Annotated in this window: 15 protein-coding genes; 3 read left to right on the top strand and 12 right to left on the bottom strand. The window is 65.2% G+C overall.

Annotated elements, in window-relative coordinates; translation table 11 throughout:
* Positions 1-78: 78 nt before the first annotated feature.
* From erpA to FFS30_RS04755, 3 genes are read right to left on the bottom strand one after another with little or no spacing between them, the layout of a single operon-like run.
* On the bottom strand, positions 79-453 hold the full coding sequence (gene erpA / locus FFS30_RS04745; RefSeq protein WP_249352171.1) for an iron-sulfur cluster insertion protein ErpA: 375 nt from the start codon (positions 451-453) through the stop codon (positions 79-81).
* Positions 454-483: 30 nt separating this feature from the next.
* Positions 484-933, bottom strand: coding sequence for a polymer-forming cytoskeletal protein (locus FFS30_RS04750; RefSeq protein ID WP_137911938.1), 450 nt, complete (start codon positions 931-933; stop codon positions 484-486).
* Positions 914-1,660 (bottom strand): DUF6776 family protein, encoded by a 747-nt coding sequence (locus tag FFS30_RS04755; RefSeq protein WP_137911939.1) that lies wholly within the window; start codon positions 1,658-1,660, stop codon positions 914-916. The genes FFS30_RS04750 and FFS30_RS04755 overlap by 20 nt, the downstream gene beginning before the upstream one ends.
* Before the next feature lie 105 nt (positions 1,661-1,765).
* Here FFS30_RS04755 and FFS30_RS04760 point away from each other — a divergent pair, with 105 nt between their 5' ends.
* Positions 1,766-2,182, top strand: coding sequence for a CopD family protein (locus FFS30_RS04760; RefSeq protein ID WP_137911940.1), 417 nt, complete (start codon positions 1,766-1,768; stop codon positions 2,180-2,182).
* A 50-nt stretch (positions 2,183-2,232) separates the two neighbouring features.
* Here FFS30_RS04760 and bfr read toward each other — a convergent pair whose 3' ends face one another.
* Entirely contained in the window at positions 2,233-2,706 is a 474-nt protein-coding gene (bfr, locus tag FFS30_RS04765; RefSeq protein WP_137911941.1) for a bacterioferritin, read from the bottom strand.
* Between the two features lie 135 nt (positions 2,707-2,841).
* On the bottom strand, positions 2,842-3,051 hold the full coding sequence (locus tag FFS30_RS04770; RefSeq protein WP_137912581.1) for a (2Fe-2S)-binding protein: 210 nt from the start codon (positions 3,049-3,051) through the stop codon (positions 2,842-2,844).
* A gap of 248 nt (positions 3,052-3,299) precedes the next feature.
* Between FFS30_RS04770 and FFS30_RS04775 the strand changes: the two genes are divergently transcribed.
* Complete coding sequence (locus FFS30_RS04775) at positions 3,300-3,890, top strand: ECF-type sigma factor (RefSeq protein ID WP_137911942.1); 591 nt, start codon at positions 3,300-3,302, stop codon at positions 3,888-3,890.
* A complete protein-coding gene (locus tag FFS30_RS04780; protein ID WP_137911943.1) occupies positions 3,880-6,603 on the top strand; it encodes a serine/threonine-protein kinase in 2,724 nt (907 codons plus the stop codon). Before FFS30_RS04775 ends, FFS30_RS04780 begins: the two co-directional genes overlap by 11 nt.
* Before the next feature lie 92 nt (positions 6,604-6,695).
* On the opposite strand, the gene FFS30_RS04785 is transcribed toward FFS30_RS04780, so the two are convergent.
* The 7 genes from FFS30_RS04785 to FFS30_RS04815 all read right to left on the bottom strand — a co-directional run bounded on the left by FFS30_RS04785 (position 6,696) and on the right by FFS30_RS04815 (position 12,448).
* Complete coding sequence (locus tag FFS30_RS04785) at positions 6,696-7,613, bottom strand: VOC family protein (RefSeq protein WP_171014416.1); 918 nt, start codon at positions 7,611-7,613, stop codon at positions 6,696-6,698.
* A 166-nt stretch (positions 7,614-7,779) separates the two neighbouring features.
* A complete protein-coding gene (locus tag FFS30_RS04790; RefSeq protein ID WP_137911945.1) occupies positions 7,780-8,415 on the bottom strand; it encodes an RNA pyrophosphohydrolase in 636 nt (211 codons plus the stop codon).
* A 161-nt stretch (positions 8,416-8,576) separates the two neighbouring features.
* Positions 8,577-9,293: a glycosyltransferase family 2 protein gene (locus tag FFS30_RS04795; RefSeq protein WP_137911946.1), complete on the bottom strand. Its 717-nt coding sequence runs from the start codon at positions 9,291-9,293 to the stop codon at positions 8,577-8,579.
* A gap of 68 nt (positions 9,294-9,361) precedes the next feature.
* Positions 9,362-10,051 carry a DUF3379 family protein gene (locus FFS30_RS04800; RefSeq protein WP_137911947.1) on the bottom strand — a complete coding sequence of 230 codons (690 nt, stop codon included), beginning with the start codon at positions 10,049-10,051 and terminating at the stop codon, positions 9,362-9,364.
* Entirely contained in the window at positions 10,038-10,568 is a 531-nt protein-coding gene (locus FFS30_RS04805; protein WP_137911948.1) for a sigma-70 family RNA polymerase sigma factor, read from the bottom strand. The genes FFS30_RS04800 and FFS30_RS04805 overlap by 14 nt, the downstream gene beginning before the upstream one ends.
* Positions 10,569-10,625: 57 nt before the next feature.
* Entirely contained in the window at positions 10,626-11,498 is an 873-nt protein-coding gene (locus tag FFS30_RS04810; protein WP_137911949.1) for a ParB/RepB/Spo0J family partition protein, read from the bottom strand.
* 32 nt (positions 11,499-11,530) lie between these two features.
* A complete protein-coding gene (locus tag FFS30_RS04815) occupies positions 11,531-12,448 on the bottom strand; it encodes an AAA family ATPase (RefSeq protein ID WP_137911950.1) in 918 nt (305 codons plus the stop codon).
* Positions 12,449-12,488: the final 40 nt, after the last annotated feature.

A 12,488-nucleotide genomic window follows, 5' to 3' on the forward strand; every position in this document is an offset into this window, starting at 1 on the left:
TATTTTAGCGCCCCTGCATGACTGCAAGAATCGAAAGGCGCTCATTTCCAACGCGCCCTTCTTAGATTCGAATCGATGTCAGACGCTGAAAGAGGAACCGCAGCCGCAGGTCGTCTTCGCGTTCGGATTGCGGATCACGAACTGCGCGCCCTGCAGGCTTTCGCTGTAGTCGATCTCGGCGCCCATCAGATACTGCAGGCTCAGCGGATCGACGACGAGTGTCACGCCTTCCTTCTCCAGCGCGAGATCGTCCTCGGCACGGGCTTCGTCGAAAGTGAAACCGTACTGGAATCCCGAGCAGCCGCCGCCCGAAATGTAGACGCGCAGCTTGAGGTCGGGATTGTTCTCCTCGGCGATCAGCTCGCGCACTTTGTGCGCGGCCGCGTCGGTGAAGATCAGCGGCTGATCGAGGGCGGTCTGATAACTTGGCGTGGCGTCCATGGGGGCTGACATCGTGCCTTTGCGCACGATTTCAAGGGCGAATCATGTCGACGCGGCGCCCGACAGGGCGAATTCGTCGGCGCCTTCGCCTGCACCGCCCGGCGCGGCGAGCTGCCGCGGCGGCTCGGCGCGATGCACGATCTTGCCGTTGATCTGCGCGCCGGCGGACATTTCCATGACCTTGTAGTAGACGTTGCCTTCGACGCGTGCGCCCGCAGCGAGTTCGAGCCGCTGCGTCGCGGTGACGTCGCCGTTGACCTCACCATTGATGACCACGTGCGGCGCGGTGATCTCGCCCTTGATGCGCGCGCTGTTCGACAAGGTCAGCACCGCATTGTCGCCTTCACCGAGCAAGGCGCCTTCGACGCTGCCGTCGACATGCAGGCGGCCGTTGAACGTGACGTCGCCGCGAATCTGCGTGCCGCCCGCGATCAGCGAGGTCGTCTCGGCCGGCGTCGCGACCGGATTGGTCTTACTTCGATTCCCCAGCATTCGTCCCTCCCGACGTGGCCAATACTTCCGCCCATGCGAAATCGCGCGAACTCTTGCCGAATTCGGATCCGGCATCGGCCTCCACGCGAATACCGTTCGGCACAAAGCCTTCCGGCAGCAAGAGAGTACCTTTTATTTGTTGAAAATACTTGAAGGCAAATCCCATTCCTTTGGCGTCGGCATTCCCGGCGAGATCGGTCCAGTCGACCGTCGCGAGCTTGTCGGCACGCATGCCGCTGACGCTGAGCCTGACCTGCCCGCTCGCGACCTGGCCCGGCTTGAGATTCTGGGTCAGGGTAACAGCGAAGTTGAACAGGCGCGGATTGTCGTGCGCGGCGGTGAGCCTGAGCGCTTGCACGCTGAGACCTTCGCGCTTGGCGTCCGCGCGTGTCAGGCTGCTGTAGAAAGCGAGATCGGTGCGCAAGCCGGCGAGTTCTTCCTGGCGCTCGCCAATCTGCCGCTGCAGGTCGGCATTCGCTGCACTCGCCACCTGTTGCGCGCGTTCGAGCACGGCGACGCGCTGTTGCAAGGCCGTGTTCTGATCGAGCGCACGCTTGAGCTGCCCCGTGCCGTCCGCCGGAACGTTTTCGCGCAGCACCCAGGTGACCGCGACGGCGACGAGAATCGAGGCGAACCAGAACAGTCCGATCGTCGCCCATTCGCGCCAGCGCGAGCGTTCCTCGTGCGGGCGGATGACCAGGGCGGGAGGTGGCGGGACGTGGGCCATGCGTACGATCAGCAGCGGACCGGCAGAGCTTAACCAAAAACGCCGGCGTCCATCCATTCGCCGCGGCTATACTGCGCGGACGTTCTCATTCGCCGACATTGCGCCATGCTCTGGATCAAGGCTCTGCATATCGTCTTCGTCGTGACTTGGTTCGCCGGGCTGTTCTATCTGCCACGGCTGTTCATCTACCACGTCGAGTCGGACAACACCGCCGTGCAAGCGCAGTTGCAGATCATGCAGCGCCGCCTGCTCGGGATCACGCATATCGGCGGCGCGCTGGCGCTGACCTTCGGTATCTGGACCCTGATCCTCGTGCCCGGCTATCTGCAGCAAGGCTGGCTACACGCCAAGCTGACCCTCGTGCTCGGGCTCATCGCCTACCACGCCTACATCGCGTACCTGGTGAAGCAGTTCGCGCAGGGGCGCAATACCCGCTCTTCGCGCTGGCTGCGTATTTTCAACGAAGTGCCAGCGCTGTTCCTGATCGCAATCGTGCTGCTCGTCGTGGTCAAGCCGTTCTGAGCGACGGCTTGCCCGCGGGGACCCGGCTACGCGGGTCCCCGATATGAAACTCAGCTGCCGCCGAGCTTCTGCTGCAGATAACCGGTCTCGCTGAGCTGCTTGACCAGGCCGAGCTGGGTTTCGAGCCAGTCGATGTGCTCTTCCTCGGATTCGAGAATCTCCTCGAACAACTCGCGGCTGACGTAATCGCCGATCTTTTCGCAGTGCGCGATCGCCGCCTTGAGGTCGGGATGCGCGATCATCTCGAGCTTCAGATCGCACTTGATCGCTTCGATCGGCGACTCGCCGATCAACAGCTTGCCGAGCGTCTGCAGGTTCGGCAGGCCTTCGAGGAACAGAATGCGCTCGATCAGCTTGTCCGCATGCTTCATCTCGTCGATCGATTCCTTGTACTCGTGCTCGGCGAGCTCCTTGTAGCCCCAGTTGCGGTACATGCGCGCATGCAGGAAATACTGGTTGATCGCGGTCAACTCGTTGAACAGCACCTTGTTGAGATGGCCGATGACTTGCTTGTCGCCTTTCATGTTTGCAGCTCCCGATCGTTCGTGACGGGCGCGACTATAGCGTGCGCGCGCGACGCGTGACGAAACGCGAATCGGGAGCATTTGCAGTGGTTCGCCGAGCGCAAAAAGCACCGGCGGCGAGAAGCGTTTGCGCCGTTACGCCGCCTGCGCGACCAAAGGCAGATTGAATCGTACCTGCCTGCGCGAGTGTGCAGCGCGCAGCACTTCCTCGGCGAGATCCGCGCAACTGCCGCAATCGCCCGAGCAGCCCGTGCGGCGCGTAAGTTCGCTCAGGCTGCGCACGCCCTCGGCGGCGGCCTGATGGATCATCTTCTCGGTGACGGCGTTGCAGATACAGACGTACATGGACGTGTACATGGTGGTGTGACAGCTATATTCAATTGCAAATGAGAATGATTGTCAAATACTTTCATTCCCTGCCATCCGAGAGTTCACAATGTCGCGGTATCCCACGCTTGCAGCCAGCCCCAGTCCGCCACCGCGGGACCTGCATATTTCCGATTTTGCAGGATCACCGTCGACCTCCGCGCAATTCGGCGTAGGCCGTCGCGACAGTCGAAAAACCCATTGCTAGACTCCCGGCCGAGGATTCGATGAACGCAGAAGAACCCAGCCACATCGCCGCGAATTCCGATCTGACCCGCCTGCTGCGCGAATGGCGCGACGGCGACGGGCAGGTCTTTTCTGCCTTGATCGAACAGGCGTATCCGGCCCTGAAGCGCATCGCTGTGCGTCGTGTCGGCAATCAGAACGGCTCGGCCACGCTGTCGCCGACCGAACTGGTGCACGAGTCCGCGCTCGGGATCATGCAGTCGCCGATGGACTTCGCCAATCGCGCGCATTTCTTCGCCACGATGTCGTTGGCGATGCGCTCGATCCTGGTCGATCACGCCCGCGCGCGTGCCGCCGACAAGCGCGGCGGCGGCGACCTGCAGATCAGCCTGTCGCGCGTCGACGCCGGCGACGAGGGCGGCCTGGCGGTCGATCTGCTTGCGCTGGAACAGGCGCTCGAGCGGCTCGAAATGCTCGATCCGCGCTGCGGCCAGGTCATGCACCTGGCTTATTTTGGCGGCCTGCAGCAAGAAGAGATCGCCGCCGTGCTCGGTATTTCTGTGCCGACGGTGAAACGCGACCTGCGTTTCGCGCGCGCATGGTTGCTGAAGGCCATGAACGATGGAGGCTGACCGTTATGCGCTTCTGCGCAGCCTCTACGACGCTGTAGTCGACATCGAACCTTCCTCGCGCGCCGAGACGCTGCGGCGGCACGGCGCCGATGCCGAACTCGCGAGCGAGGTGCTCGCTCTTTGCGCGGCCGACGACCGCGATCGCACCGGCGCACTGACCACCGCGCGCGACCTCGCATTGGAGGACGCCACCGCACCACCGCCCGCCGTCGGCGACGTCTTTGGTGCGTGGCGCATCGTCGAAGAAATCGGCCACGGCGGCATGGGCCGGGTCTATCGCGTCGAACGCAGCGACGGCAGCTACGAGCAGACCGCTGCGCTGAAATTCATCAAGGGCTTGGCCGGCGAAGTCGCCGTCGCAAACTTCGTACGCGAGCGGCAGTTGCTGGCCAATCTCAATCACCCCAACATCTCGCGCCTGCTCGACGGCAGTGCCAGCGCGCTCGGGCAGCCGTTCCTGGTCATGGAATTCATCTCCGGCCAGCCCATCGACGCCTATTGCCGCGCAAACCAGCTCGGCTTGAATGCAATCCTCGACTTGTTCGTCGCCGCCTGTTCGGCGGTGAGCCATGCGCACCGGCAACTGATCGTGCATTGCGATCTCAAGCCGTCGAACATCCTCGTCAACGCACAGGGCCAGCCGATCCTGCTCGACTTCGGCATCGCGCAGCTCGCCGATCGCTATGCCGCCGATGCCGACGCGGCATCCGACCGCGCTTCGTCCGGCTACACGCCGGGCTATGCCAGCCCCGAGCAGCGCCGCGGCGAGCGCCTCGGCGTCGCCAGCGATGTCTACAGCCTCGGCGTGGTGTTACGCGACATGCTCAAGGCCGCGCACGTCGAGGCCGAAGCAGAACTCGCCGCCATCCTCTCGATGGCGACGCGCGAAGATCCCGCAGCACGCTACCCTTCGGTCGATGCGCTCTGCGACGATCTCGCACGCCTGCGCGCGCATCGCCCGGTGCGCGCCCTGCCCGCAACGACGACGTATCGGTTCTCGCGCTTCATGCGGCGCCATTGGGTGGCGACGTCGATCGCGACCGGCATCGTGCTGCTGTCGGCGCTGTTCACCTGGCGCGTGATCGCCGAAAGCCGCCGCGCGCAGGCCGCGGAGCAAGTCGCGCTGACCGAACGCGACCGCGCGCGGCAGGCCGAAGTGGAAGCGCGCGCCTCCGAAACCGCCGCGCACGAAACCAGTCTCTTTCTGACCTCGGTATTCGAAGGCGCCAACCCGGACGCCGGCAGCGGGAATGTCTCGATCGCCGCCCTGCTCGATCAGGCGCTGTCACGCCTCGAACGCGATCTGGCAAATCAGCCGGCGACGCGCGCGCTGATGTCGGCCGCGCTGGCCAAGGTGCTCTTCGTGATTGGGCAGCACGAACGCGCACGAACGCTGTACGACTCGGCCATCGCGCTGGAGCGCACGCAGAAGCGGCCGCTCGTGCTCGCGCAAATGTTGATCGACGACGCGGACATGTCCTTCCGCTACACGGAACGCATCGCTTTGTTCGACTACGTGCACGAAGCCCTGCGTCTGCTCGAACAAAACGCCGCGCCCGATTCGCCAGCCCGGATCAAACTGTCCCTCGCCGCAGCCCATGTGCTCGGAGTCGCCGAACACGACGAAGCCGCAAAGTTGTTCGAGCAAAATCTTTCGCTGATGCGCAAACTCGATCCCGACAGCTTGGACTTGTCGGCCAGCCTCGGCGAATACGGCTGGCTCGAACGCAATCGCGGCAACTACGAGCACGGCATCGCCCTGCTCAAGGAGTCCGCCGAACTGCGCGAGCGCATCGACGGCGACCGTCACGAAGACTATGCGGGAACCCTGGAGTCCCTCGCCAACACCCTCACACTCGCACGCCGCTTCCGCGAAGCCGAACCGATATTCCTACGCGCGCAGGCACTCCACCGCCGCGAGGGCCGCATGGACGGCCGGCGCGGTGCGTGGTCCCTCGACCAGTACGCGACCATGCTCTACGAATCCGGGCGCTCGCGCGAAGCGCTGCCTCTCTACGACGAGATCTTCGCCATCGCCGCACGCAAGGTGCCCAAGGAAGACGATTCTCTGCTGGTGTGGCGCTACAACTTTGCCAAGAACGCGGCGATGGCCGGCGACTTCGTGCGCGGCAAGAAAGTGATCGACGAAGCCGTTGCGGATGCGCGACGGCTCGGAATTCCGGACTATCTGCAGGCGCGCGGCATGCGCACGCAAGCCTACATCCATAGCATGCCCGGCTGCGCAGCCGAATCCGCCGACGCCTTGAGCGCGGCCGAGTCGATTTATGCCACACGCCACAAGCCCGACGATGCCGATCTGAACGCGACGAAGGTCGAACATGCACTCTGGCTCGCCTCGTGCGGGCATGCCGAACAAGCACGAAGTGTGCTCGACGAAGTCACCCCGCACCGCGCCTCACTCAAACCCGCGCCGTCCTGGCAACTGACGCAAGCGCAGGCACTCGTGCGCCTGCAGCGCGACGGCGACGCGGCCGCGCTGGCCAATATGCAGGACACCGAAGCACTCGCCACCAAGGTCTACGAGCCGGCCGATCCGCGTATCGTCCTGGCCAAACTCCCGCGCGCGGAGTGGCTGCATGCCCACGATCGCAAGGACGAAGCGACGAAATTGGCCGGAGATATTCTCGCCGGCGTCGAAGGCAAACTCGTGCCAGACTCGGTTCTGTTCACGCGCATCCGCGCCTTGCGCTGATTTCCCTCGCGGTGCGCGCTATCGATGCGCTCGCAAATGCCACGCGGCGTACGTTGTTGAGTCGGCAGCGAATGGCGAGCGAATGCCTGCAACTAATTCGCGCAAGATCGCCGAGAGTCTTTCGGCTGCAGAAATTCGATCCACATTCCGTGCGCGAATGCCGGCGCGGCATAGACACTCTTACCTTCCACTGACTCACCTTCGACCAGAGCGGAAAGACCGCCGGCCCGAAGCACATCTTTGGTCTTGGCGAGATCGCAGACGCGAAGCGTGACGCCAACGATCGGATGTCCCGGTGCGGCTTCGTACGCGGCCGGTAACAGGCGCACCTCGCCCGCGCCGAAACGAAACGTCGTCGCTCGCGCCTTTATCGGCTTGTCGATCGAGCGGACGCCCTGCACGCCGCCGAGCCGCTGCAGGAGTTGCCGCTCGGCCGAAAGATCCTTGCCGGCAAGCCACACCGCCAGTAGACCATCGGCCCCGTTGGCATGCGCGAAGTGTTGCGGCAGATCGGTCGGAGAGTGATTGAGGCCGCCGAAGAAAATTTCCGCGGCCGGCGCGTCGTCAGGAAAAGAAACGAAGCCTTCGCCACGCTCGCTGGCGACGCCCCAGGTATCCATCGACTGCGCCAGTCTCGCCAGGTCGCGCACATACAGAGACAGAAAGGCGGGACCGTCTCCGCGCGACAGAAAGCGCAGGTATGACGCGGTGATCGAGTCGACGCTGCGCGACGCGGCAATCAGTTCGAGTTCGGTTCCGTCGCGAAATTTGATGTGGTTGTTGCGAATGCCATTGGCGTGCGGCCTTCCCGGCTTGAGGACAAAGCCGAGCCGGGCAAAGTCCTCCGATGCCCGCTGCAGATCGTTGACGGCGGTCGGCACATGGCTCAGCCCATCGACCGAAGGAGGTCCGGCGGCAGCCGCAGCCCGGCACCCGGCGATGGAGGCAGCAAGCAAAACCAGGACGAGAGAGAACAATGTCGAACGCACGAATCGGTCGCGAAGCTGCACGGAGAGCGCAGCCTGCGTTCGGCATGTGGCTAAACGAGGGCGGCGGTATGTCGATGTGCGACGGCGTGCGCGCGACGCAGGCGAATCGGCGGCGATAAATGCATCGTCCGCCGGCAAAGCCAACGGCATTCGTGAGCGCGAAGATGCGCCAGAGTGTGTCGGATTCTTAGCCGGTCTTCGCCAGCGCCGCGTCGGCGAGCCTATCGGCGAGATCCGCCATCGTTTCCGCCATCACGCGCGCATTCTCGGCCATCGACTCGGCCGCGGCGAAGGCGGACTCGGTCATCTGCCCGGCCACCGCGAGCGCTTCGTCCAACGCGTCATGGCTGAAGGTCGTCGCGAGCGGGGCGAGATGGCGCAGCGCGCGCTGATAGACATCGCGCTTGAACGAGACGACATGCGCGGCCGGATACCAGAAATCGACCCAACGCCACTGATCGAACTCGGGCTCGTCGGTGACGTCGAGACGCAGCGCGGATTCTTCGGCGACGAAACGCAACAGGAACCAGACCTGCTTCTGGCCGATGCACATCGGCTTCTGGTTGCGCCGGACCATGCGCGACGGCAGGCGGTAGCGCAGCCAGCCCGGCGTCGCGCCGAGCACCTGCACGTGATGCGGACGCAGGCCGGTTTCCTCGTGCAGCTCGCGGTACATCGCCTCGATCGGCGTCTCGTCGCTGCGCATGCCGCCCTGCGGAAACTGCCAGCCGTCCCTGAACGCACGGCGCGCCCAGAACACCCTGCCGTCGTCGCGCAACAGGATGATTCCTACATTCGGACGGTAGCCATCCGGATCGATCACGCGTTCTGCTCCAATATCCCGGCGCTCCGCGAAGAAACCGATACCAGCCGCGGAACAGCGCCACTTTCGGCCGATTCTTCCATAGCCTGCCGCCCCGGGCAAGGGAACGCGGTACAACGACGGCCGTGCGGCGGAGACCCTCCGCGCGCCTAGATCGGCGCTTAGAGCTCTTCGACCGCCGTGCGCTTGGAGCGGCGGATCAGCCAGGCCACGCCGCGCAGGTCGGAGATGCCGACCAGGGCGCGGTTGAGATTGTTGTACTTCGACACGCCGGCGCCGCGCGCGCGGTGGTTCACCGGCACGCTTTTCACCTGCCAGCCGGCGCGCTGCACGAGTGCGGGCAGATAGCGGTGCATATGGTCGAAATACGGCAGATCGAGGAACACCGAACGCTCGAACAGCTTGATGCCGCAGCCGGTGTCGGGTGTTTCGTCCTTGAGCAGGTTCGAGCGGATGCGGTTGGCCCAGCGCGAAGCCCAGCGTTTGCTGCCCGAATCCTGGCGGTTGACGCGCCAGCCCGCGTAGAGCTTGATCGCGGCCGGCGATTCGTCGCGCATCGCCAGCAGCTTGGGAATGTCGGCGGGATCGTTCTGGCCATCGCCGTCGAGCGTCGCGATCCACGTGCCGCGCGCGGCCTTGATGCCGGTGCGCAGTGCCGTGCTCTGTCCGCTCTGCGCGACATGCCGCAGCACGCGCAGTTCGGGAAACTGCGCTTTCGCCGCGGTCAGCACGGCCAGCGTGTCGTCGCGGCTCAGGTCGTCGACGTAGACGATCTCGAAATCACTCTTGCCGCGCAGCGCGGCGGCGATTTCGCTGAGCAGCGGGACGATATTGTCGCGCTCGTTGTGCACGGGCACGACGACGGATAAGTCGGGCATCGCTACGGTCCAGGGTACGTTGGCTGCGGATTATCGCCTGCCGCACCGGCGCTTGTCGCCCGCCGGCGTCAGCCCGCGATCGCCGCGCGCCAGAGATTGCCGATGCGCGCGAACTCGGCGCTGCTCTTCGCCAGCAGGATCAGGGTGCCGTTGCCGACCGGCATGCTGCGCCCGCGCAGACCGTCGCGCTCGAAATCCTCGGCCGCGGCGAGCTTCTGGTCGGCGACATAGATCACCGTGACCGGACCGTCCGCGGTCGGCATGACGACGTGCACCGAACGATGCTCGCCGACCGGGCACGGGGCGACGAAACTGATGTCGTCGGGCACCTGCTTCAACACCACGCCGCGCTTGGCGAACACCTCGCTGACCTCGTCCGCGGCGATCGGCTTGGTCAGCACGAGCACGTCCTCTTCCTTGCGCAGATGCTCGACCGCCTGCAGCGACAAGGGCTTGGCCTCCGCGCGCATGCCGACCACGCCGATCGCGAGGACCAGCGCCGCGGCCACGGCGAACATCGAGATGCGGCGCAGGCCCGTGCGCCGGCGCCGCTCGGCGGTGGTCTGCGCGAACAGGATCGCCTCGGCGAGCTGCGCCGGCACGGCGACGTTGAGCGCGCGCGCCAAGCCATTCTCGAACGTGAGCGCCCGCGCATGCGCCTCGGCGCAGCGCGGACACTCCGCGCGATGCTGCACGAAGTCCGCCGCGGACGCGTGCGGATCGATCGCCAGTTGTCGCCGGAACTCAACGCAATTCATAAACCTGTGCCTCAATCGGCTCGCCGCCGAGTATCGCCTTCAACTTCTGTCGCGCGCGGAACAACTGGGTCATCACCGCCGCACTGGAAATGTTCAATTCGCGCGCGATCTCCTCGCAGGAGAATCCGCCAAGCACCTGCATCAGCAGCGGCTCGCGATATTTCACGTCGAGCTTCAGCATCGCCGCGCGGATCAGCGCGTCCTCGCCCGCGCCTTCCGGCGTCAGCGCCTCGCGATCGTCGGCGACCTCGACATCGTCCACGTCGACGAGCTGCGGCGTCTTGCGCTCGTACAGGCGCGCATGCTCGCGGCGCAGGATCGTGATCAGCCAGGCTTTCGCCGCGCCCGTTTCGCGCAGCGAATCGAGCGACCGCCACGCGCGCAGGAACGACTCCTGCACCAGATCCTGCGCAAGCGCTTCCTCGCCGCAAAGCCAGTACGCGTAACGAAACAAATCGCCCGAATATCCGCGTACGAGCGCGTCGAACTGTCGCTGCTTGCTGCTCACGGGAGACATGACCGGGCGAATGCTAACGAACTTTCAACGAAGAGTTGGGATTTTGGCGCGGCGCGCTCATCGGCGGATTTTTTCCAGGATGCCCTCGAGCTCGTCGAGGCTGTGGTAGCCGATCACGAGCTTGCCGCGACCGCCGCTGCCGTGCTGGATCGCGACGCGCGCGGCGAGCCGCTCGGACAGCTCGCGTTCGAGCGAGACGATGTCCGCGTCGCGCGCGGCGGTCTTCTTCGCCTTACCCTGCGGCGCTGTCTGCGCCTTGCGCGCCGCGGCTTCGAGCTCGCGCACCGACCAGCCGTGCGCGGCGGTCTGCCGAGCGAGGCCGAGCGCGAGCGCCGGATCGAGGGTGAGCAGCGCCTTGGCGTGACCGGTTTCGATCTGGCCTTCCTTGAGCAGGCGGCGAATCTCTTCGGGCAGGTCGAGCAGGCGCAACAGGTTCGACACCGCGGAGCGCGAGCGGCCGATCGCCTCGGCGACCTTTTCGTGCGTATGCCCGAATTCGTCGATCAAGCGGCGCAGCGCGTGCGCTTCTTCGAGCGGAGAAAGATCCTCGCGCTGAATGTTCTCGATCAAGGTCATCGCCGCGACCGCCGGGTCGGCGACTTCGCGCACGACGGCCGGAATCTCGGTCATGCCGGCGAGCTGCGAAGCGCGCCAGCGGCGCTCGCCGGCGATGATCTCGTAGCGACCCACGCCTGCCGGGCGCACGACGATCGGCTGGATCAGGCCCTGCGCCTTGATCGAGGCGGCAAGCTCGGCGAGCTTTTCCTCATCGAACACGCGCCGCGGCTGGTACTTGCCCGGCGCGAGGCGATCGACCGGCAGCATGCGCAGATCGTCGCCGGACGCAGCCGCTTCGTCGGCGGCATCGCCACCGCCCAACAGTACGTCGAGATCGCGCGAGCCCAAGCCGCGCCGCTTTGCAGCTGCCATGTTTCGTCAATCCGGATTTGAGGCGCGTCAGTTTAGCGCACGAGCAGCGAAGCGATGGACGGCGGCGGCATTTCCGCGGCCGGCGCGGCCTCGGCGGCGTCTTCTTCAGGCGGTTCGGAATGGGTGACGGCCGGCGCAACGGGCGCCGCTGCCGCCGCCGGCTGTACCGGTACGGAACCGGCCGCCGCGGCGCGGTCGCGCCGCAGCAACTCGCCGGCGAGGCCGAAATACGCGATCGCGCCGCGCGACTCGCGGTCGTACAGGTTGATCGGCTGGCCGTGGCTCGGCGCTTCGGCGAGGCGGATATTGCGCGGAATGACCGAGCGCAGCAGCTTGTCGCCGAAATGCTTGGCGAGCTGCGCGGAAACGTCGTTGCCGAGGTTGTTGCGCACGTCATACATGGTGCGCAGCAGGCCGTCGATTTCGAGGTGCGGATTGAGCCGCGCGCGCACCGCCTTGACCGTGTCGAGCAGGCTGGTCAGGCCTTCGAGGGCGAAATATTCGCATTGCACCGGGATCAGCACGCCATCCGCCGCAGTCAGCGCATTGACCGTCAGCAGGTGCAGCGACGGCGGGCAGTCGACCAGGATCGTGTGGTAATGGTCGCCGAGCTTGGCCAATTGCTCCTTCAGCCGGGACTCGCGCGCGAGCATGTCCATCAGCTTGATCTCGGCCGCGGTCAGATCGCGGCTGCCGGGCAGCAGGTCGAAGCCCGCCGGCGTCGGCAGGATCGCCGTTTCGATCGGCGCCTCGTCGAGCAGCACCTCGCAGCCGGTCGGCTTGGCCGTGCGCTTGTCGATGCCCGAGGCCATCGTCGCATTGCCCTGCGGATCGAGATCCACGAGCAGCACGCGGCGCTTCGCCTCGGCCAGCGCCGCCGCGAGGTTGACCGCGGTCGTGGTCTTGCCCACGCCGCCCTTCTGGTTCACTACCGCGATGATCCGCGTCATGGCGCTCTATTCGAAAACTGAAAAGCTAGGAAGATTTTGA

Source organism: Rudaea sp. 3F27F6 (assembly GCF_005503555.1).
In the GTDB taxonomy this organism is placed as follows: domain Bacteria; phylum Pseudomonadota; class Gammaproteobacteria; order Xanthomonadales; family Rhodanobacteraceae; genus Rudaea.